The organism is Ilumatobacter nonamiensis YM16-303, assembly GCF_000350145.1.
In the GTDB taxonomy this organism is placed as follows: domain Bacteria; phylum Actinomycetota; class Acidimicrobiia; order Acidimicrobiales; family Ilumatobacteraceae; genus Ilumatobacter_A; species Ilumatobacter_A nonamiensis.
On the sequence record NZ_BAOL01000113.1, the window covers coordinates 1 to 19,875 of the forward strand.

Below are 19,875 nucleotides of genomic sequence, written 5' to 3' on the forward strand. Positions count from 1 at the left end.
ACCGCGACGCGCTGCTGCTGTCCGCCGGAGAGTTCACTCGGTCGATGTTGGACCCGGTCCTTCAGGCCGACGGTGGTGATCACCTGGTCGATCCACGCCTCGTCGCCGGTGTTGCCGCCGAGCATCATCGGCAGGCGGATGTTCTCGTCGGCGGTCAGCGTCGGGATCAGGTTGAACGCCTGGAAGACGAAGCCGATCTTGGTGCGACGGAGTTCGGTGAGTTGCTTGTCGTCGAGCGAGGCGAGGTAGGTGTCACCCACGTAGGTCGCGCCGGACGTGAGCGCGTCGAGTCCAGCGAGACAGTGCAGGAGTGTCGATTTGCCCGACCCGGACGGGCCCATGATCGCGGTGAACTTTCCCGTCTCGAACCCGATGGTGACACCATCGAGTGCGCGGACCTCGGCATCGCCGATTCCGTAGATCTTCGTGGCATCGACCGAGCCGGCGGCGGTCGTCGGCGGGGCTGTGGGGGTGTCGAGGTCGGTGTTCATGGCCCACAGCCTGCCCGAAAAAGTGCCCGCTCGGAGAGTGATTTGCGGTTCCGAGTCGATGGCTCCGATTCGCCGCCTGCGCACGATGTGCGACCGCTTCCTGAACGCGCGCCGTGCCGTGCCGTACGCTCGACGGTCGATGACCTGCGTCTCGTGCTCTCAACCGCTCGCCGAAGGCGCGCGGTTCTGCTCGTTCTGTGGGCATGAAGTACGCCTGAACGCGGTCGAGGAGCGGCGGGTCGTGACCGTCCTGTTCGCCGACCTGGTGGGCTACACGGCCCTCGCCGAACATCTCGACCCCGAACCGGTGAAGCGACTCGTCGACGGTGCGTTCGATCGGATGATCGACGAGATCGAGCGCTTCGGTGGCCACGTCGACAAGGTGCTGGGAGATGGCATCCTGGCGATCTTCGGTGCGCCGGTCGCCCACGAGGACGATCCCGACCGCGCCGTGCGCAGCGCCATCGCGATGCACGCGACGATCGACGACTACGTGGCGGTCGAGGTCGGAATCGAACAGCAGCGACTGCAACTGCGGATCGGCATCAACACCGGTGAAGTCGTCGTCGGGCGGCAGTCGGGAACCGATGACTACACGGCGATGGGCGACGTCGTCAACGTCGCGTCACGGCTGCAGACCATGGCGCCACCGGGCGGCACCTACCTCGGCGCGTCGACCGAAGCCCAGCTCTCCCCGCTCGTCGAACGGGTGCTGGTCGCCGAGACGGAAGTGCGTGGCCGCGAGCAGACCGAGCAGATCTGGCAGGTGCGCGGCATGCGCTCGCAGTTCACCGCGAGTCGTTCCCGGCACGATCGTCCGTTCGTCGGGCGCGCGACACAACGCGAGTTGTTCGCCTCGGTGATGGGACTCGTCGCCGGTGGACGCAGCGCGATCGTGTCGGTCACGGGCGAGGCAGGGAGCGGCAAGACGCGCCTGGTGACCGAGTCGCTCGCCCGGTTTCCGCACCCCGATGTGGTCGTCTTCTCGGGTGTCTGTGCGCCGTACGGCGAAACCAACGTGTGGGCGCCGATCGCCTCAGCCCTGCTGAGGCTGTTGGGCGCCGACCATACGGTTCCGGCGGGCCGGCTCCGTGAGCTCGTGGAGGAGAACGGGCTGGCGCTCTACGGATTCGACGAATCGGACCCCCGGCTGCAGCGCTTCATCGAAGGCGCGATGCACATTTTCGGGCACCCGTCCGAGCTCGATCGGGTGGCTCCCGGGCAGGCGCGCGAGATTCTCATGCAAGTCGTGGTCGAGGGGGTCCACCGGCGTTCGCTCGGTGGACCGATCGTGGTGTGGATCGACGATCTGCAGTGGGCCGACCCGCTGCTGCTCGAGCTGCTCGCTCGGCTCACCCGTTCGCTCGCCGATCGACCCGTGTTGGTCGTGACCGCCCAACGTGACGACGCCGAGCAGGACTGGCCACCCGCGCACGACCACCCGGTCACGATCCGCATGCCGCTCGATCCGCTCAGCCGGGAGGAATCCGACGAACTGGTCCAGCGCATCCTCGGCAGCGGAGCCGATACCGATCTGATGGACCAGCTGTTCGAGCGCAGCGGAGGAAACCCGTTGTTCCTCACGCAGCTCGCCGAGGTGAGTCGTGACCACCCCGGCCAGGAGGCGCTTCCAGGGTCGCTGCGCGCGTTGATCGCCGCGCGGCTCGACGCACTCCCCGCTGGTCAGCGCCAGATCGTCGACAACGCCTCGGTGCTCGGCGCGACCGGGGCGTTGAAGAACCTCGAGAGTTTCGCCGCTGCGATGGGTCAGCCGTTCGAACCGGCGGACATCGACCAGCTGGTGGAGAACGGCATCTTCGATCTCGAGGAGCACTGGTGGCGGTTCCGCTCCGACGTGATGCGCGAGGTCGCGTATCAAACCCTCACCAAGACCGCGCGGGCGCAGCGCCATGCCGGTACCGCCGTCGTCATGCGTGGCTTCGACCTCGATCCGATCGACCAGATCGCCCACCACGCCGCGACGGCCGCCGAACTCGTCGAGGAGATCGGCGCGATACCCGGAGTGGCTGCCGACATCGCCGACCAGGCGGTCGACCTGCTGACGACCGCGTCTCGACGCGCGCTCGACGTGGGAGGGTTTGCCCAAGCGATCCGCCAGACGACCCGTGCGCTCGACCTGGTCGATCTGTCGACCGACGCGGCGAAGGAGCGCGAGCTCCGGCTGATCCGTGCGAAGGCCTGCGTCGAACGCCGCGACGCGTCGACCGGCGAGGTCGACGCTCAACAGGTGCTTCAGTCGGCAACCGCCGATGGTGACGTCCGGCAGGAGGCGATCGCGCGCCGACTGCTCGGGTTGATCGCGCAGCAGCAGGGCGACCTGCCGCGCGCGCGTCAACAGCTCACGGCCAGCGTCGACCTGCTGCGCACGCTCGGCCCCGACCCGGAGTTGGTCACGTCGTTGAGTGACCGTGGCTTCGTCGAGGTCTTCGGCGGCTCGCTGGAGGAGGCCGATCGACTCCTCGCCGAGGCCGAGTCGATGGCCGCAGGGTCCGACGACCGCCGACGGCTGGCCTGGATCCGGCAGCATCAGGCGTGGGTCGCGTTCCTGTCGGGTGACACCGACCTCGCCGACGAGCGTTTGGCCGTGGCGTCCGGGCTGTTCGACGATCTGGGCGACCGGTCGGGGTCGAGTTGGGCGTTGGGGTTGCTCGCATACGTTCGCTTCTTCGAACGTCGTTTCGCCGATGCAGAGAGTCTCGCCACCACGGTTCGTCGCGAGGCTCTGGAAGTCGGCGAACTCTGGGCGCCGGCGATGATGGATTCGCTCATGGCGTCGATCCGGCTGTGGAGCGGCCGGTTCTCCGAAGCCGAGGAACTGTCCCGGCGCGCCCTGGTCGGGTTCCGACAGCTCAACGACCGCTTCGGCACCGTTCAGGCGCTCGCTCCGCGCATGCGTGCGCTCGTCGCTCTCGGCCGGAACCAGGAAGCGGAGAAGAGCCTCGAGGAGGCGCTGTCGCTCGCCGACTCGTTCGGTGACCTCGCAATCCCGACCATGGCCGCTGCGGGCACGGCTGCACACCTCGGTCTCGGGCAGCGTGCCGTCACGCTGAGTGAGGTGGCGCTGACGCGCATGCTCGCGATGCACGCTGACGGCTCGGAGGCGCGGATCACGCTGGCCCTGGGTCTCTGTCAGGTCGGTGATCCCGATCGAGCACTGGCCACGCTGCTCGAGGTGCGCGCACCGAGCCCGTACTCCCAGGCGGTCACCGCGCTGGCGAGTGCCATCGCCGGAATGCCCGACGAGACCCTCGCCGCCGCCGCGAGCGTCCATGACGACGAGACGTCGACGTACCTCGACCGGGTACTCGCCGACATCGCGGCGGGTTCCGTGCTCGTGGGTCAGGACGAGAGCGCCGGGGACGCGCGCCTCGACTCCGCCGTCCGGTCCGCATCTCGGGCGGGTGACGCCGCTGCGGTGGCGCTGGCCACGGCCGCCCGTTCGGAGATCGGTTCGCACGGCGACCGTCGCACGGTGCAACATCTGGGAGATGGGTGGAAGAGAGTGGTGACCGACCTGGCCGCCAAGGGGAAGCGAGTGATGACCACGTGATGGAGACCGAGCGCTACCCGACCGGATTGATCGTCGGCCGTTTCGATCCGCCGCACCTCGGACATTCCCACATGATCGACTGGGCGAACGAGCGCACGGACCGGCTCGTGGTCTACGTCAACTCCTCGTTCGCTCGCGACACCGTTCCGGGCGAGTTGCGCGCCACCTGGCTCGCCGAGTCGCATCCCGGCGTCGAGGTACGAGTGGTGCGTCATTCACTCGCCACCGACTGGAACGACGAGGATCTCTGGAATCGCTGGATCGAACTGTTCCGGTCACACTGGCCCTACGAGGGCGGGCCGCAGGCCGTGTTCTCCTCGGACGACTACGTGTCGGGCATCGCCAGACGGCTCGGCGCCGACGCCGTGTCGGTCGATCCCGACCGGTCAGCCGTCCCGATCACCGCGACCCAGATACGCGACGAACCGGCGGCCCACCTCGACAAGGTGGCACCGCCGGTCCGTCAATGGATCGAATCCAACTGGTTGTAGGTCAGCGGTTGGGCTGCTTGGTGACGCGCAGGTAGGGCTTCACCGGCTCCCAGCCGGCGGGGAACAGCGTCTTCGCATCCTCGTCGGACACGGCCGGAACGATGATCACGTCGTCGCCGTCGGTCCAGTTGCCCGGGGTGGCGACCTTGTGGTCGGCGGTCAGCTGCAGGCTGTCGATGACGCGCAGGATCTCGTCGAAGTTGCGACCCGTCGAGGCGGGGTAGGTGAGCGTCAGCTTCACCTTCTTGTCCGGGCCGATGATGAACACCGAGCGCACGGTCAGCGTGTCGTTCGCGTTCTCGTGGATCATGTCGTACTTGTCGGCGACGGTCCGGTCCGGGTCGCCGATCATCGGGAAGTTGACGGCGTTGCCCTGCGTCTCCTCGATGTCCTTCTCCCACTCGATGTGGCTGTCGACCGGGTCGACCGAGAGGCCGATGACCTTCACGTTGCGCTTGTCGAACTCGGGCTTGAGCGATGCGACGAGGCCGAGCTCGGTCGTGCACACCGGCGTGAAATCCTTCGGGTGGCTGAAGAGCACGCCCCACGAGTCGCCCAGCCACTCGTGGAAGCTGATGTCGCCCTGTGTGGTGGGAGCGGTGAAGTCGGGTGCGGTGTCGCCGAGACGGACGGCCATGTTGATCTCCTGTGATCGTTGAATGCGGTCGTTGCGGGGAGGAGCGTAACGAATGTTCGCCGAAACCCGACAAGCCAAGTCGGGATTGCCTCCTCGCCGGTGGCGGGCACTCGGGGGATCTGGTTGGATGGGGCCATGAGCATTCCTGTCGACCTGGACGTCCTGGAAGCGAAGACCCGGGAGTACGGGTGGGCCTATCTGCTCACCGTCGGCGACGACCAACGGACCAAGATCGTCGCCGGGACGCCCGAGTGGCACGAGGGGGTGATGTGCTTCGACGCCGGACGCGGGTCGGCGCGCAACGCTCGGTCCCGGCCGTCCGTGACCGTTGCGTTCCCGCCGATCGAACCCGACGGCTACACGTTGATCGTCGATGGTGAGGCGATGGTCGTCGACTCGGGTGACGCGCCGCGAGTCCACGTCTCGCCCTCGGGAGGCGTCCTCCACCGCCCCGCCGAGGCCGGCGTCGCGAACACCGAGACGGGCTGCAGCCACGACTGCGCCCCCGTCACGTAGCGGGTCGGACCCGTCGCGCGACGGTCAGCAGTCGGCCACGACCTCGCCCGGGACCGGATCGCCGCCCTCGACGGGGTCGTCGCCCGGGTAGAAATCGCCCGAGCCGTTGATCGTGCTGCCGTCGAGGGACAGTTCGAGCGCACCGCCGAACGGTTCGTAGATCGTGCTGGCACCCCAGAGCGACTCGTAGGTGTCGCCGTTGATGACCTGCACCGAGCCGATCTCGGTGACCGGTCCCTCGTCGCCGAATTGGGTGATGTCGAGGATCGGGTCGCCGAGCGAGGTCGCCGTGAAGAGAATCTCCGAACCGGCGGAGATCTGCGGTTCGAGTGTGCAGAACACGTCGACCTCGAACGTCTCGCCGTTCTCGAGCGTGAGGGTGGCGGATCCTTCGGTGACGCCGGGTGGGATCTCACCGCCGGATCCGTCGTCACCCTCGGTGGACGGATCCGCTTCCGCTTCCGGCTCCGGTCCTGCATCGCTGTCTTGCGGAACGTCCCCGACCGTGTCCGCTGCGGCGGGGTCGTCGGCAACGCCGTCGGTGTCCGCACTGGCAGCGTCGGCCGCGCTCGAGTCCTCGCTCGATGAGTCATCGTCACCGCACGAGGCGATCAGCAGAGCGGACACGAGGACGGCGGGAAGCAGAGTGGTGCGCATGAGTTCGAGGATGTCAGCTCGTCACTCCGGCGTGTCGAGGATTTCCACGAGGTCGGGACGACATCGGCGACCCGTAGAATCAGGCCCGTTCCGGCAGGGGCGTGAACCTTCACCCGCCGCCGAGTTCGCCTCCGTAGCTCAGTTGGATAGAGCGGTCGCCTCCTAAGCGACAGGCCACAGGTTCGATTCCTGTCGGAGGCGCACCAGATGTTCGGTGGTCACCGTCACGGACGAACATCTTCCGCTCAGGGGCTGGAGCGGCCGTCCGCAGCGCGTCCGACGACGAGGGGAACGAGCCAGACGCCGAAGCACGCCACGGCCATCCCGGCCGCGACGACGGGCCAGGCGTCCGCGGGAGGGACGTCCAGTTCGAAGTAGTTCCGCAGGAACGGGATCGACACGACGCCGACATACATGACGCCCATGGCCGCCGCCAGGGCGACCTTCCACCATTCGAGGGGCCGGCTCACCACGACGAGGACGACGAGGCCGGCGCTCAGGAGGGTGACCGTGGCGCAGGTGCGAGCTTCTGCGAGCGAGACGTCGTCCAAGCTGCGGGTCACCTCGTAGACGGCGTAGGCCGCCGCGCCCGACATCACGCCCGCGGGAATGGAATACAACAACACTCGGCGCAGGAATCCCGGACGGACGAGGGCGGTGTTCGGTGACAACGCGAGGAAGAAACCGGGGATCCCGATCGAGAACGTGCCGATCAGGGTCAACTGGCGGGGGAGGAACGGGAACGGCGAACCGACCAGGCCGACGAGCAGCGTGAGCAGGACGGCGTAGGCCGCCTTCGTGATGAAGAGGTTGGCCACGCGCTCGATGTTGTTGATCACGCGCCGTCCCTCGGCGACCACGACCGGCAGGGTCGAGAATCGGTTGTCGAGCAGGACGAGTTGAGCCACCGCCCGCGTGGACGGACTTCCCGCACCCATCGCGATGCCCATGTCGGCGTCTTTCAGCGCCAGCACGTCGTTGACCCCGTCGCCGGTCATCGCCACGACGTGGCCCTCCGATTGCAGCGAGCGAACCATCGCCCGCTTCTGGTGCGGGGTCACCCGTCCGAACACGTGCGTCGACTCGACCGTCGCCGTGAACGCGTCGAACTCCTCATCGGGGTCGGGCAGCGTCCGTGCGTCGACCCCGGCATCGGCATCGTGCACCCCCGCGCGCCGGGCGACGGCGGCCACGGTGGCGGGGTTGTCGCCGGAGATGACCTTGATGCGGACGCCCTGCTCGCGGAAGTACTCGAGGATCTCGGGTGCGTCGCTGCGGACCGTGTCCTCCAACGTGACCAGCGCGAGCGGGGTCAGTCCGTTCGGGGCACGTTCCGTGTCGTGGATCTCCTCGGTGTGGGCGAGGAGCAGGATGCGGCTGCCCGCCGCGGCGAGTTCGGCGACGCGTTCGAGCGTGTCGGCGCCGTCGTCGAGCAGGATCTCCGGAGCCCCGAGGTAGAACGATCCCCGACCCTCGAAGTGGGTCGCGGCCCACTTGCGGGCCGAGCTGAACGGGGTCACCTCGTCGGCGATCCAATCCGCTGGCGCAGGGTGGGCGCCCACGATCGCGGCAAGCGTCGGGTTCGGATTCTCGTCCGACGCGCCCAGCGCTCCGAGCGCAGCGGACACGTACTGCTCGTCGACCCCCTCGAGTGTCTCGACGTCCCCGTAGCTGATCTCGCCCGTGGTGATGGTGCCGGTCTTGTCGAGACACAGCGTGTCGACCCGCGCCAGCAACTCGACCGACGCCAGTTCCTTCGCGAGGGCCTTGCGGCGTGCGAGCGAGAGGATGCCGACGATGAATGCGAGGCTCGTGAGCAACACGAGTCCGTCGGGGACCATCGCCACCGACGCGGCCACCGTGCCCTGCAGTGCCTGCTGCCAGCTGTCGACCTCGTCGCTGTCCAACTGACGGATCAGCAGCAGGCCCGCAGCGGGCGGAATGATGAAGGTCAACCACCGCAGGATCGTGTTGACACCGTTGCGCAGTTCGCTGTCGGCGAGCTTGAAGACCCGCGCCTCGTCGACCAGCTTGGCGGCATAGCTGTCGGAACCGATGGCGGTCGCGCGGTAGAGCCCGGAGCCCGATGCGACGAAACTGCCGGACATCACCTGATCGCCCGAATGCTTGGCCAGCGCATCGCTCTCGCCCGTGAGCAACGACTCGTCGACGTCGAGGCCGACCGCCGACACCACTTCACCGTCGACCACGATCTGGTCGCCCGACGACACGACCAGGATCTCGTCGGCGACGACCTCGGACACCGCCATCTCCACGTCGTGTCCGTCGCGTCGGGCGACTGCGACGGGAGCGTTGAGCAGCTCGAGTTCGCGCAGTGTGCTGCGGGCACGGATCTCCTGCACGATGCCGATCGTCGAGTTGGCGATGACGACGCCCGCGAACAGCGCGTCCTGGGGGTAGCCGGCCACGAGAATCAGGACGAAGAGCGTCGAGATGATCGCGTTGACCGGGGTGAGGATGTTCGCCCTGGCGATCTGGCCGAACGAACGGACCGGAGCGTCGGGGACCGCGTTGGTGCGGCCGTCTGCACGGCGTTCCTCGACCTGGGCGGCCGTCAATCCGAGGGAGGTGTCGACCGCCGTTGCGCTCACTCGTTGCGAGAGTACAGCGGACTCCCTGTCGGACCGTGCGCGGTGAACTCAGTCGCAGAAGTGGATGTGGTCGAACCGCCGGCGGAACTCGCCGACGTCGGCGGCGACCGCAGCCAGATCGTCGCCCCGCAGCGCCCGGTGCAGTGCCGTGCCGACGAACGCCATGTCGTCGGCAGCCATTCCCCACCGGACCATCTCGTTGGTGCCGAGACGGATCGCACGCATCGCGCCGTGTGGATCGGCCGGAAGTCCGATGCCCGAAGCGAGCAGGTTCGCCTTGCGGAGGTGTCGTGCGAGCGCGTGTCCGTCCCCGGCCGTTGCGTCGGCTCGAACGGCGAAGGCGTGCGAGAGGGACGCCGACCCGTCCGGAATCGTGACCACCGGCAACCCGGCCTCGATGAGGTGGGCGGCGAGCGCGCTCGCCGTGTCGACCATCGTCCGGGCGTGCTCGCGCCCGTGGGTCTGCCAGTCGAGCAAGGTGACCGCGAGCGCCGCGGTGTTGGCCGCATCGAAGTTCGCGGTGAGCCCGGGGAAGGCGATTGCGTCGACGCGTTCGGCGATCGTCGCTTCGGTGGTCACCAACAGTCCGGCAGGCGGTCCACCGAGGCTCTTGTACGTGCTCATCGTCATGATGTGGGCACCCTCGACCAGCGGATTCGGCCAGGCGCCGCCGGCGATGAGGCCCGACAGGTGGGCAGCGTCGAACAGCACGGTCGCACCGACCTCGTCCGCGATCTCGCGGACCGCGGCGACCGGGTGGTGAGTGAGGTTGAGGCTCGACCCGATGGTGATCATCCGTGGACGAACGTCTCGGGCGAGCGCTCGGAGCGCGTCGACATCGACGGTGTAGTTGTCGGCGTCGACGGGCGCTTCGTGGATGTCGAGCCGGTACAACCCGGCCGCTCCGGCCGAGTTGTGGGTCACGTGGCCGGCGATCGATCCCGGCGGGACGATGATCGAGTCGCCCGGCTCGCAGCAGGCCATGAACGCGTAGAGGTTGGCGAGCGCACCCGAACCGATCCGGACCTCGGCGAACGGAGCGTCGAAGACCTCGGCGGCCAGTTCGGCAGCGATGATCTCGATCTGTTCGACCGCTTCGAGTCCCATCTCGTACTTGGCCCCCGGGTGGCCGAGCGACGGACGTGATCCCAGCGACGTCGCCAGCAGTGCCTCGGCCGCGGGGCTCATCACGTTCGCTGCAGGGTTGAGATTGATGCAGTCGAGTTCGTGGATCGTGCGGTTCTCGTCGACCAGCTCATCGAGTCGGGCTCGCCCACTGCCCGTCGACTCGGCAGCGGCGGCGCCGGCGACACGTTGGACGAGGGCTTCCGAAGCGGTCGGTACCCAGTTGCGCGGTGTCAGCCGTGGACCCATCACCGCAGCGTAGGGGTGCCGATCCCGGCCTCGCTCAGTCGCTCGGAAGGAAGCGGTTCCACACCTCTTGCTGCTTCGCACGTTCCGCTGCAGCGGCCATTTCGGCGGGTGTCGGGACGCACGCTTGGAGCGTGTGTCCGTAGGGGTTCTCGACGTGTCCGCCCGGCAGGGTCTCGAAGTGCAGATGAGGGCCCTGGGCGTTGCCGGTGCTGCCGACGTAGCCGATGAGTTCGCCCGCACGGACGTCGCGGCTCTCGCCCTCCCAGGCGTCGAGATGGGCGTAGTAGAACTTGTCGCCGTTCGGCGCGGTGAGCCAGATCGCCCGGCCGCCGAGACCGTTCGTCTTGAACTGGGCGAAGCCGTCGCGCACGGCGATCACGGGCACACCGCGATCGGCGATCATGTCGACCCCTTCGTGGCTGCGGCCGCCGGATCGGGCCCAGCCCCACGAGTCCTCGAACGTCGACGGACCGTTCAGTGGGCAGACGTCGAACAACAGCGCAGGTTCCGCGACCGACTCGATCGGTGGGGCCTGCGGGACAGCGTCGTCGGCGGGCGCGGCGTGGGCGGAGTGCGGCAGTGCGGCGAAGGAACCGGCGGCGAGCAGTCCGGCGAGCGCGCCGATGCGCGCGCGACGGGAGATGAGTGAACGCATGGCGAGCAAGGTTACGGTTTGATGACGAACGCGTTGCGATACCGTGGCGAACGTCACGAAGGGTGAACCAATGGTGCGGTGGGGTGAGCAACGTCCGCGGTGCTCGGTCGGAGCCATTCGGCTACGGTCGCGACAAGTTCTGAACGGGGGTTCCGACAATGGGGTACGACGACACGACGGTTCGCGCCGAACCGGTGTCCGATTGGGTGAACGACTGGGATTGGCTCGATCCGCAGTGGGGAACCGACGCGATCGACATCTGGAACGCAGTGCGCGAGATCACGCCGATGGCGATGACCGAGCGGTACGGCCGGGCATTCATGCCGGTCACGATGGATGCCGTGTCCGCGATCGCCAAGGACACCGAGAACTTCTCGTCGCAGTGGGTCTCGGTCGCCCAACCGGACGCGGTCCGCCGTCCGGCGCCGCCGATCACGTCCGACCCGCCACATCACCAGGGTCACCGACGGTTGCTGCTGCCGTCGTTCAGCCCCAAGCAGATCGAACCGATGGAGGACGAACTCCGCGAGTACTGTCGGGGGCTCATTGCCGACCTCGACGGTCGCGACACGGCCGACGCCGCCGCCGACTACTCACAGCACATCCCGGTGCACGGCATCGCGCAGATGATCGGGGTCCCGGACTCGGACGCAGACATCTTCCGCGACTGGATCTACCGCAATTTCCAACTCGCCCCGCGGGACAACCGAATCCGCGAAGAGGTCACCGCCGAGATGCGGGCCTACTTCCTGAAGCTGCTCGAGGCACGGGAAGCCGAGCCGCAGGACGACCTGGCGACCTTGGTGGCGCAGGCCGAGATGAATGGCGAGCCGATCGACCGTGAGCTGCAGTTCGGGTATCTGCTGCTCTTGATCCTCGCCGGGATCGACACGACGTGGAGCGCGATCGGATCCGGGCTCTGGCACCTCGGCAGCAACCCCGACGACCTCGCCCGACTGAGAGGGGCGTCGTTCGACGACCCGATCTGGCTCACGATGAGCGAGGAGGTGCTGCGGTACTACGCACCGGTCACGATGGGACGCCGAGTGGTCGGCGACACCACCGTGTCGGGCTGCCCGGTCCACGCCGGCGATCAAGTGCTCGTCACCTTCCCGGCGGCGAATCACGACCCCGAGTCGTTCGATCGGGCCGACGAGTTCGTGATCGACCGGGAGGTGAACCGACACGTCGCCTTCGGTCTCGGAATCCACCGCTGCCTCGGCTCGAATCTCGCCCGTCTCGAGATGAAGGTCGCCTTCCAGGAATGGTGCTCGGCGTTCCCCGACTACCGCGTCGACACCGCGCAGGAAACGACGTGGACCAGCGGCCAGATCCGCGGTCCCCGCAACATCCCCGTCGTCCTCCGATGAAATGCCCGGTGCCAGGCACCGAACGACATGTCCAGGAGGCGTCATGGATCTGACCGGGAAGCACGTGGTCGTCACGGGTGGGTCGCAGGGGATCGGCGCGGCGCTCGCGACCGAGTTCGCCGACCGAGGCGCGCGAGTGCTGGTGGCGGCTCGTTCGGAGGAGAAGCTGCGCGAGGTGGCCGCGCCGATCGTCGGTGATCATCTCGTCGCCGACCTCAGCGGTGCTGCCGATGTCGACACGTTCGTGGACCGGTGCCTCGACGTGCTCGGCCACATCGACGTGTTCGTCAACAACGCAGGCATCGAGACCTCCACCAGTTTCGCCACGACCGATCGGGACCAACTCCGCACGCTCGCCCGGCTGAACTTCGAGGGGACGGTGCTGCTCACCCGCGACGTCCTCGACCACATGCTCGAACGAGGCTCGGGCCACATCGTGCAGATGTCGTCGGTCGCCGGTGCGATCCCGTTTCCCGGACTGGCCGCCTATGCGGGGACCAAGGCCGGGATCACCAACTTCACCGAGACACTGCGGCTCGAGCTGAAACGGACCGACATCGGCCTCACGGTCGTCAGTCCTGGTCCGACCGACACCGAGATGTGGGATCGGTTGGAGACCGACGAGCGACCGTTCGTCGGGGTGGGACTGCAACGGTTCAAGCGGCTCGGCTTCCTGCCGAAGCTCTCGGCCGAGCAGATCGCGTCCGCCACCGTCGATGCGGTCGAACGTTCGAAGCGATTCGTGCGCCTCCCGCGGCGCTACGACGGATACCACATGCTGTCGAATGCTCCGAGACGACTCGTCGAAGGGGCACTGCTCGGGACGAGGTTCCCGAAGGACTGGGAGAAGTGATGACCACCACGGATCGACCCGCGAGCTTCGAGAAGATCTGGGAGACCGACAATCCACCGAGCCGCGATTGGCCGCTCTACACCCGCGGGAACGTCGGCGAGGTCTTCCCCGAGGTCGTCCTGCCGTTCACCTGGTCGCTGCTCGGCAAGGCCGCCGAGGACGGATGGCGGCAAGCGTTCGTGAAGATGGGATTGACGGCCGACGGCGACATCTCCGACGACGAGTCGATGGTGATCCTCAGCGTGTTCGGCGGCTACTGCTACATCAACGCCAGCTATGTCCGACTGCTCGGTGTGCGTGCTCCGGGAGGCAAGGTCGAGAACATCGACTCGATGTTCTTCGGCGAGTCCGACGCTCCCGCCTACGAGTCGAGTGACGGCGACAAGAACCTGAAATCGTCGTTCCGACTGGCGAAGACCGTGCTCCGGTTGCTGCGCACGAAGTCGCTTCCCGACCTGGAACACGACAAGGCCAAGGCGGATCGGTTCGTCGCGCGGTACCCCGGCGACGATGCCGGCAACGACGAGCTGCTGGCCTATTGCCGTTCGTTCTCGCCGTTCTTCGAACACCTCTTCTTCCGACACATCGACAACACGTTCTCGAACGCGCTCGTCTCGGGCGCGCTGATCGACCTGATCGTGAAGGCCGGCAAGCCCGAGCTGCTCGTCTCGGTGCTCGGTGGCATCGGCGACATCGAGTCGGCTGCCCCGTCCGCCGCGATGTGGGAACTGTCCCGACTCGATCCGGAATCCGACGAGTACGCCGTCGGGTTCGAGCGGTTCATCCGCGACCACGGAACCCGTGGCCCGAACGAGTGGGACATCGGCTCCGACCCCTGGGCCTTCCGTCCCGCCATGGCGACCGCGGCCATCGACTCCATGCGCGCTGCGGATGACACTCACGCCCCGGTTCTGCAAGCCCGTCGACTCGCCGAGGCGCGAGCGGACGCGATTGCCGAAGTGAAGGCGGAACTCAACCCGATCGACCGGTTCCAGTTCGACAAGTCCCTTGCGGCAACGGCGCTGTACAGCCAGGCTCGCGAGCGCTCGAAGACCACGGTCATCAAGGTGATCCACGCCGTACGTCGCGCGCAACGTGCCATGCATGATCGAACCGTCGAGCGTGGCGGTGTCGCCGAACGCTGGAAGAGCTGCCTGCTGAACGTCGACGAGTTCGAGCGGTACCTCGACGACCCGGCGCAGTTCACCGATCTCATCGAGCAGCGTGCCGAGTTACACGAGCGTCTTGCCGGCCTGATCCCGCCGTTCATCGTCGACGGCGTGGTGCCGGGAATCGACACGTGGGGCGAGCGGTCCGGGGCGGCTGACCAGATGTCGTCCGGTCAGACGCTGCAGGGCATCGCCGGATGTCCGGGTGTCGCTCGGGGGCGAGCGCGGGTGGTGCTCGACGCCGGCGATCCGGGTGACCTCGGTCCCGGCGATGTGCTCATCGCGCCGATCACCGATCCGTCGTGGACACCGTTGTTCCTCGCTGCGGAAGCCGTCGTGGTCGACGTCGGAGCGACGATGAGCCACGCGGTGATCGTCAGCCGCGAGCTCGGCATCCCGTGCGTCGTGAGTGCGGTCGGCGCGACCCGGTCGATTCCCGACGGTGCCGAGATCGAGGTCGACGGAAACACCGGCGTCGTCACGGTGCTCTGAGCCGGTTTCCGACCAGGCCATTCGCCACTGGGCGCGGCGGTGCGCCAAGATGACGTTGGTCACACCATCCGACGCCATCTGAGATCAGCGATGTGAAGGGAATTTCATGAAGCAACTCACCGGGATCGATGCGAGCTTCCTGTACATGGAGACGCCGAACACGTACGGCCATGTCAACGGGTTGGCCATCTACGAGCGTCCGTCACCCGACTTCGAACCGTTCGAGCACGTGTACGAGCGGTTCGGGATCATGGTCGATCACCTCGAGCCGATGCGACGCCGTCTGGTGGAGGTCCCGTTCGGGCTCGACCATCCGTACTGGATCGACGACCCGGACTTCGATCTCGACTATCACGTCCGACACCTCGGTCTCGCCCCTCCCGGCGCCGCCGATCAACTGAGTGAGCAGGTCGCACGGATCGTCGGGCGGCACATGGATCGGCGCCGCCCGCTCTGGGAGGTCTACGTCATCGAGGGTCTCGCCGACGGACGGTGGGCCCTCTTCTCCAAGACCCATCACGCGACGATCGACGGAGCGTCCGGCGTGATCATGCTCAAGATGATGACCGAGGCGTCGCCCGATGCGGAGTTCGCGCTGGAACCGGTCGCCTGGCAGGGCGAGGAGGTGCCGCGCGACATCGATCTCCTGACGTCCACCGTGCAGCACCTGGCGAAGAATCCGGTGAAGGCGGCACGACTGCAACTCAAGGTCGTGCGACAACTCGCGGAGGCCGCCGGTGTCGACAGTGTGAGCGGAGCCGCGAGTCAGGCGCGTGACGCCATCAAGTCACTCGTGACTTCGGGAGACGACCGTTCGCGATCGGCGGAGGACAGCGTGTCGATCCCGCTGACCCCCGCCCCGCCGACCCCGTGGAATGCGTCGGTCACCCCGAATCGACGGTTCGCCATGCGTTCGGTCGCGCTCGAGAACGTCAAGGTGCTGAAAGACGCCACCGGCGGCACCATCAACGATGTCGTGATGGCCATGTGCGCAGGAGCGCTCCGGGAATATCTGCTGATGCACGACGTGTTGCCCGACGAGCCGTTGCGCGCGATGGTCCCCGTCTCGATCCGCACCGGTGACGAGGAAGACGTCTGGACCAACCGGGTGTCGGGGATCATCGCCGAACTCCCGACGAATTGCGAAGATCCGGTCGAGCGTGTCGCCCTGTGTCGTGAGGCGATGCAGGCGGCGAAGCGTCAGTTCGAGCTGGTTCCGGCCGAGGCGATGATGGAGGGTGCGCAGCTCACGTCACCGGTGATCGCGGCATCGGCGATTCGACTCGTCAGCCGACTCAAGCTGGCCGACCGTGTGAATTCCCCGGTCAACGTCGTGATCTCGAACGTGCCCGGACCCCGCGAACCGCTGTATTTCGCCGGCGCGAAGCTCGATGCGTACATCCCCGTGTCGACGATCTCCGACGGAGTCGGACTCAACATCACGGTGCACAGCTACGAGGATCGACTCGACATCGGGCTGATCTCCGACCGGGAGTTGGTCCCCGACCTCTGGGATCTCGTCGACCTCCACGTCGACGAGATCGCCCGGTTGTTCGAGGCGACCGGAGCGGAATGGGCGGTGGCGCAGGCACCTCCCGCGATGCGCCGCGGGGGGCTCGGTGTGGAGTCGCGCCCACCTCGGAGCGCCGATGTGGCCGCCCGGCTGGCGCGCAAACAGGCGGTCACCGATGACCCGTCCGTGGGCGCGGAGACGCCTGCGACCCGCAAGTCCGCGGCGAGCAAGAAGAAGGTTGCGACGAAGAAGGTCGCGAAGAAGAAGCCCGCGAAGAAGAGGGCCTCGGCCAAGAAGAAGGCGGCCGGCAGCAAGACCGCGGCGAAGCGGTCCACGACCACGAAGTCCTCGTCCAAGTAGCGTGGGAACACGACATCGGCCGACCTCACGACGTCCGGCCAGGAAGTGACGGTCTCCCTGTGAGCGACAGTATCTCTGCACCCTCCCCCTTGTTGGCAGCGCTCGAGGTCCGAGCGGTCTGCGAACGAGCGCAGATGGCCGCGCTCCGCCCGGCGCTGCGACGGCTGCCGAAGGGCGATGGTCACCCCGTCCTCGTCCTGCCCGGCTTCTCGACGAGTGACCGCTCGACCGCAGAACTGCGTGATCTGCTGAAGCGGCTCGGCTACCGCACGTACGGATGGGGTCTCGGCGTGAACGTCGGCCCGACGAGTCGGATCCTCGAAGGGCTGGTCGATCGACTCGACCGCGCGCACCGACGGCGTGGGGAGCCGGTGTCGATCGTCGGATGGAGCCTCGGCGGGATCTACGCACGCGAACTCGCACGGGCACGCCCGACCGACGTGCGCCAGGTGATCACCCTCGGCAGCCCGATCCAGATGGTCGCGGCGGACTCGTCGACGGCACAACCGATGTACGCGACGTTGCGCAAGTACCACTCTCCGGAGTTCGACCGACCGATGCGCGAGTCCGGTCGCCCGTTGCTGCCGGTGCCGTCGACCTCGATCTACACCCAGACCGACGGCGTGGTCAGTTGGCAGGCGTGCCTGGTGCGGCGCGCACCGACCAGCGAGAACGTCCGAGTCCACGGCAGCCACTGCGGCCTCGGCTTCAATGCGGCGGCGATCACCGTCATCGCCGACCGACTCGCGCAACCCGCCGGAACATGGGAGCGCTTCTCGGCGCCGTGGTACCTGCGCGGGGCGTTCCCGCCGTCGACCGACCTCGACACGTCGCGGGCACCACACGCACCCGCCGCCTGACCGATTCGGACCTCGCGGGTGGCGCGTGGCTACGGTGCGACGCATGGACTTCGCGATGCCGGAATCGACCCAACAGCTCCTCGACGAACTCGACGCGTTCATCGAGTCCACGATCAAACCGATGGAGCAGGAGGACGACAACGTCCGCTTCTTCGACCACCGTCGAGAGGACTCGCGCACCGACTGGGATCGTGATGGTCTCCCGAACGCCGAGTGGGAGGCGCTGCTTCGGCGCATGCGAGTGGCGGCCGACGAAGCGGGCTTCTTCCGCTACCAACTTCCCGAGCGCTTCGGCGGCAAGAACGGCAGCAACCTCGAGATGGCGATCGTGCGCGAGCACCTGGCCCGCAAGGGGCTCGGTCTGCACAACGACCTGCAGAACGAGAGCTCGATCGTCGGCAACCTCGTGACCGTGCTGATGATGGAGAAGTACGGGTCGGAGGCGCAGCAGGCCGAGTGGATTCCGAAGATGCTCGAGGGCACCGCTCGGATCGGGTTCGGTCTCACCGAGCCGCTCCACGGATCGGACGCCACCTGGATGGAGACCACCGCGGTGCGCGACGGCGACGAGTGGGTGATCAACGGCGAGAAGTACTGGAACACGGGGCTCCACCACGCCACCCACGACTACATCTTCGCCCGCACGTCCGGCGAGCCCGGCGACGGGCGCGGGATCACGTGCTTCATCACCCCGACCGACGCCGCCGGGTTCAGCGTCGAGGAGTTCATGTGGACGTTCAACATGCCGACCGACCACGCGCACGTAAAGTTGAACGAGGTGCGTGTCCACAACGACGACATCCTCGGGGAGGAGGGCCTCGGACTCCAGACGGCACAGATGTTCGTCCACGAGAACCGGATCCGGCAGGCGGCCTCGTCGCTCGGGGCGGGGCTGCACTGCATCGACACGGCCGTCGACTACGCGAACCAGCGCACCACGTTCGGGAAGCGTCTGTCGACGAACCAGGCGATCCAGTTCCCGCTCGCCGACCTCGCGGCCGAGGCCGAGATGCTGAGGGCGCTGATCCACAAGACGGCGTGGCAGCTCGACGCCGGGATCGACCACATGGAGATCACCGACAAGGTCGCGATGTGCAACTACCGCGCCAACCGGTTCTGCTGCAACGCCGCTGATCAGGCGATGCAGACGTGCGGCGGCCAGGGCTACAACCGGGCGATGCCGTTCGAGCACATCTACCGGCACCACCGTCGTTACCGGATCACCGAGGGGTCCGACGAGATCCAGATGCGCAAGGTCGCCGGAAAGCTGTTCGGCTACACCGGGCGCGCCAAGGGCTGACGCGTCGGCCGGCCGGCTGCTCCCGCCCGGGGGTCCGGTCAGATGTCGGCGATGGGCGCGATGATCTTCTCGGCGAGTTCGGTCGCCTTCGCCTCGACGCCTTCGCTGCCGAGCAGCGAGAACGCCGGGGCGATCGTTCGGGTCACGCCGATCGACGCGAGCTCCTGGGCGGCGCCCACCGGATCGTCGCCGAACAGTCCGGGGTGTGACGCCGTGATCTCGATCGCCGCCGCGTCGCGATCGTGTTCGGCAGCGGTCTGGCGGACGATGTCGATCATCTCGGTCAGTTCCTCGATCGAGCCCTTGCCGGGGAAGAACCCATCGCCGAGACGGCCGGCGCGTTTCGCCGCTGCGGCAGAGTGTCCGCCGACGACGAACGGCACGGTGCCGTCGTGGGGCTTCGGGTTGGACGACACGTTCTCGAACGAGACGAACTCGCCGTCGAACGAGGCGTCGTCGCCGCCCCAGAGAGCACGCATCGCGTGGACATACTCGTCGGTCCGGGCACCGCGTCGCGGCCACGAGACGCCGAGGGCGTCGAATTCCTCCTCCAGCCACCCGACTCCGATGCCGAGTTGCATCCGACCCCCGGACAAGCGGTCGAGGGTGGCGACCTCCTTCGCGAACACCAGCGGGTTGCGTTCCGGGAGGATCACGATCCCGGTACCGAGCTGCATCGTGGTCGTGTGAGCGGCCACGAAGGACAGCCAGACGAGGGGATCGGGAATGGATGAGGTCTTGTCGCCGGGCATCTTGCCGGTCGGCGAATACGGGTACTCCGAGTCGTAGGAGCTCGGCCAGATCACGTGCTCGACGGTCCAGACCGACTCGACGCCCGCCTGTTCGGCGGCGACGGCCATCTCGACGAGTCCGCCCACTTCGGCGAAGGGTCCGGTGTTGGCGAAGGCGAGTCCGAGTTTCATCGTGCTCGAAACTACTGAACGACTGCCGGGA

Annotated in this window: 16 protein-coding genes and 1 tRNA gene; 10 read left to right on the plus strand and 7 right to left on the minus strand. The window is 67.3% G+C overall.

The features are described 5' to 3' along the window. Window positions 1–491, minus strand: a 491-nt coding sequence (locus ON45_RS11900) for an ABC transporter ATP-binding protein (protein WP_040494134.1), incomplete at its 3' end; no start/stop codon positions are given. Window positions 492–630: 139 nt separating this feature from the next. Between ON45_RS11900 and ON45_RS11905 the strand changes: the two genes are divergently transcribed. Further along, entirely contained in the window at window positions 631–4,062 is a 3,432-nt protein-coding gene (locus tag ON45_RS11905) for an ATP-binding protein (RefSeq protein ID WP_158412373.1), read from the plus strand. After that, the gene (locus ON45_RS11910; protein WP_241432198.1) at window positions 4,062–4,553 is read left to right on the plus strand and encodes an adenylyltransferase/cytidyltransferase family protein; all 492 of its coding nucleotides are present in this window, start codon (window positions 4,062–4,064) and stop codon (window positions 4,551–4,553) included. Before ON45_RS11905 ends, ON45_RS11910 begins: the two co-directional genes overlap by 1 nt. 1 nt (window position 4,554) lies before the next feature. Here the strand turns inward: ON45_RS11910 and ON45_RS11915 are convergent, their stop codons facing one another. Next, complete coding sequence (locus tag ON45_RS11915) at window positions 4,555–5,190, minus strand: peroxiredoxin (protein ID WP_040494137.1); 636 nt, start codon at window positions 5,188–5,190, stop codon at window positions 4,555–4,557. Between the two features lie 135 nt (window positions 5,191–5,325). Between ON45_RS11915 and ON45_RS11920 the strand changes: the two genes are divergently transcribed. Then, window positions 5,326–5,706, plus strand: a complete 381-nt coding sequence (locus ON45_RS11920; protein WP_040494139.1) for a hypothetical protein — start codon at window positions 5,326–5,328, stop codon at window positions 5,704–5,706. Between the two features lie 24 nt (window positions 5,707–5,730). On the opposite strand, the gene ON45_RS11925 is transcribed toward ON45_RS11920, so the two are convergent. After that, entirely contained in the window at window positions 5,731–6,363 is a 633-nt protein-coding gene (locus ON45_RS11925; RefSeq protein ID WP_040494141.1) for a hypothetical protein, read from the minus strand. Between the two features lie 127 nt (window positions 6,364–6,490). On the opposite strand from ON45_RS11925, the gene ON45_RS11930 reads away from it, so the two are divergent. After that, window positions 6,491–6,564: transfer RNA gene (locus tag ON45_RS11930), tRNA-Arg, on the plus strand. Window positions 6,565–6,608: 44 nt separating this feature from the next. Here ON45_RS11930 and ON45_RS11935 read toward each other — a convergent pair. From ON45_RS11935 to ON45_RS11945, 3 genes are read right to left on the minus strand one after another with little or no spacing between them, the layout of a single operon-like run. Next, window positions 6,609–8,975, minus strand: a complete 2,367-nt coding sequence (locus ON45_RS11935) for an HAD-IC family P-type ATPase (RefSeq protein ID WP_040494143.1) — start codon at window positions 8,973–8,975, stop codon at window positions 6,609–6,611. A gap of 48 nt (window positions 8,976–9,023) precedes the next feature. After that, window positions 9,024–10,349 carry a serine hydroxymethyltransferase gene (gene glyA, locus ON45_RS11940; RefSeq protein WP_040494144.1) on the minus strand — a complete coding sequence of 442 codons (1,326 nt, stop codon included), beginning with the start codon at window positions 10,347–10,349 and terminating at the stop codon, window positions 9,024–9,026. Window positions 10,350–10,383: 34 nt separating this feature from the next. Further along, a complete protein-coding gene (locus ON45_RS11945; RefSeq protein WP_051062952.1) occupies window positions 10,384–11,004 on the minus strand; it encodes a M23 family metallopeptidase in 621 nt (206 codons plus the stop codon). 158 nt (window positions 11,005–11,162) lie between these two features. Between ON45_RS11945 and ON45_RS11950 the strand changes: the two genes are divergently transcribed. From ON45_RS11950 to ON45_RS11975, 6 genes are all read left to right on the plus strand, one after another. Next, complete coding sequence (locus tag ON45_RS11950) at window positions 11,163–12,374, plus strand: cytochrome P450 (RefSeq protein ID WP_040494145.1); 1,212 nt, start codon at window positions 11,163–11,165, stop codon at window positions 12,372–12,374. 43 nt (window positions 12,375–12,417) lie between these two features. Then, window positions 12,418–13,227, plus strand: coding sequence for an SDR family NAD(P)-dependent oxidoreductase (locus ON45_RS11955; protein ID WP_051062953.1), 810 nt, complete (start codon window positions 12,418–12,420; stop codon window positions 13,225–13,227). Next, entirely contained in the window at window positions 13,227–14,888 is a 1,662-nt protein-coding gene (locus ON45_RS11960) for a PEP-utilizing enzyme (RefSeq protein ID WP_051062954.1), read from the plus strand. The genes ON45_RS11955 and ON45_RS11960 overlap by 1 nt, the downstream gene beginning before the upstream one ends. A gap of 106 nt (window positions 14,889–14,994) precedes the next feature. Further along, window positions 14,995–16,761 (plus strand): WS/DGAT/MGAT family O-acyltransferase, encoded by a 1,767-nt coding sequence (locus ON45_RS11965; RefSeq protein ID WP_083914852.1) that lies wholly within the window; start codon window positions 14,995–14,997, stop codon window positions 16,759–16,761. A gap of 59 nt (window positions 16,762–16,820) precedes the next feature. Next, window positions 16,821–17,621 (plus strand): esterase/lipase family protein, encoded by an 801-nt coding sequence (locus tag ON45_RS11970; RefSeq protein WP_241432197.1) that lies wholly within the window; start codon window positions 16,821–16,823, stop codon window positions 17,619–17,621. A 43-nt stretch (window positions 17,622–17,664) separates the two neighbouring features. Then, on the plus strand, window positions 17,665–18,921 hold the full coding sequence (locus ON45_RS11975; protein ID WP_040494147.1) for an acyl-CoA dehydrogenase family protein: 1,257 nt from the start codon (window positions 17,665–17,667) through the stop codon (window positions 18,919–18,921). A gap of 38 nt (window positions 18,922–18,959) precedes the next feature. Here the strand turns inward: ON45_RS11975 and ON45_RS11980 are convergent, their stop codons facing one another. Then, window positions 18,960–19,844, minus strand: a complete 885-nt coding sequence (locus tag ON45_RS11980) for an LLM class F420-dependent oxidoreductase (protein WP_040494148.1) — start codon at window positions 19,842–19,844, stop codon at window positions 18,960–18,962. Window positions 19,845–19,875 lie beyond the last annotated feature (31 nt).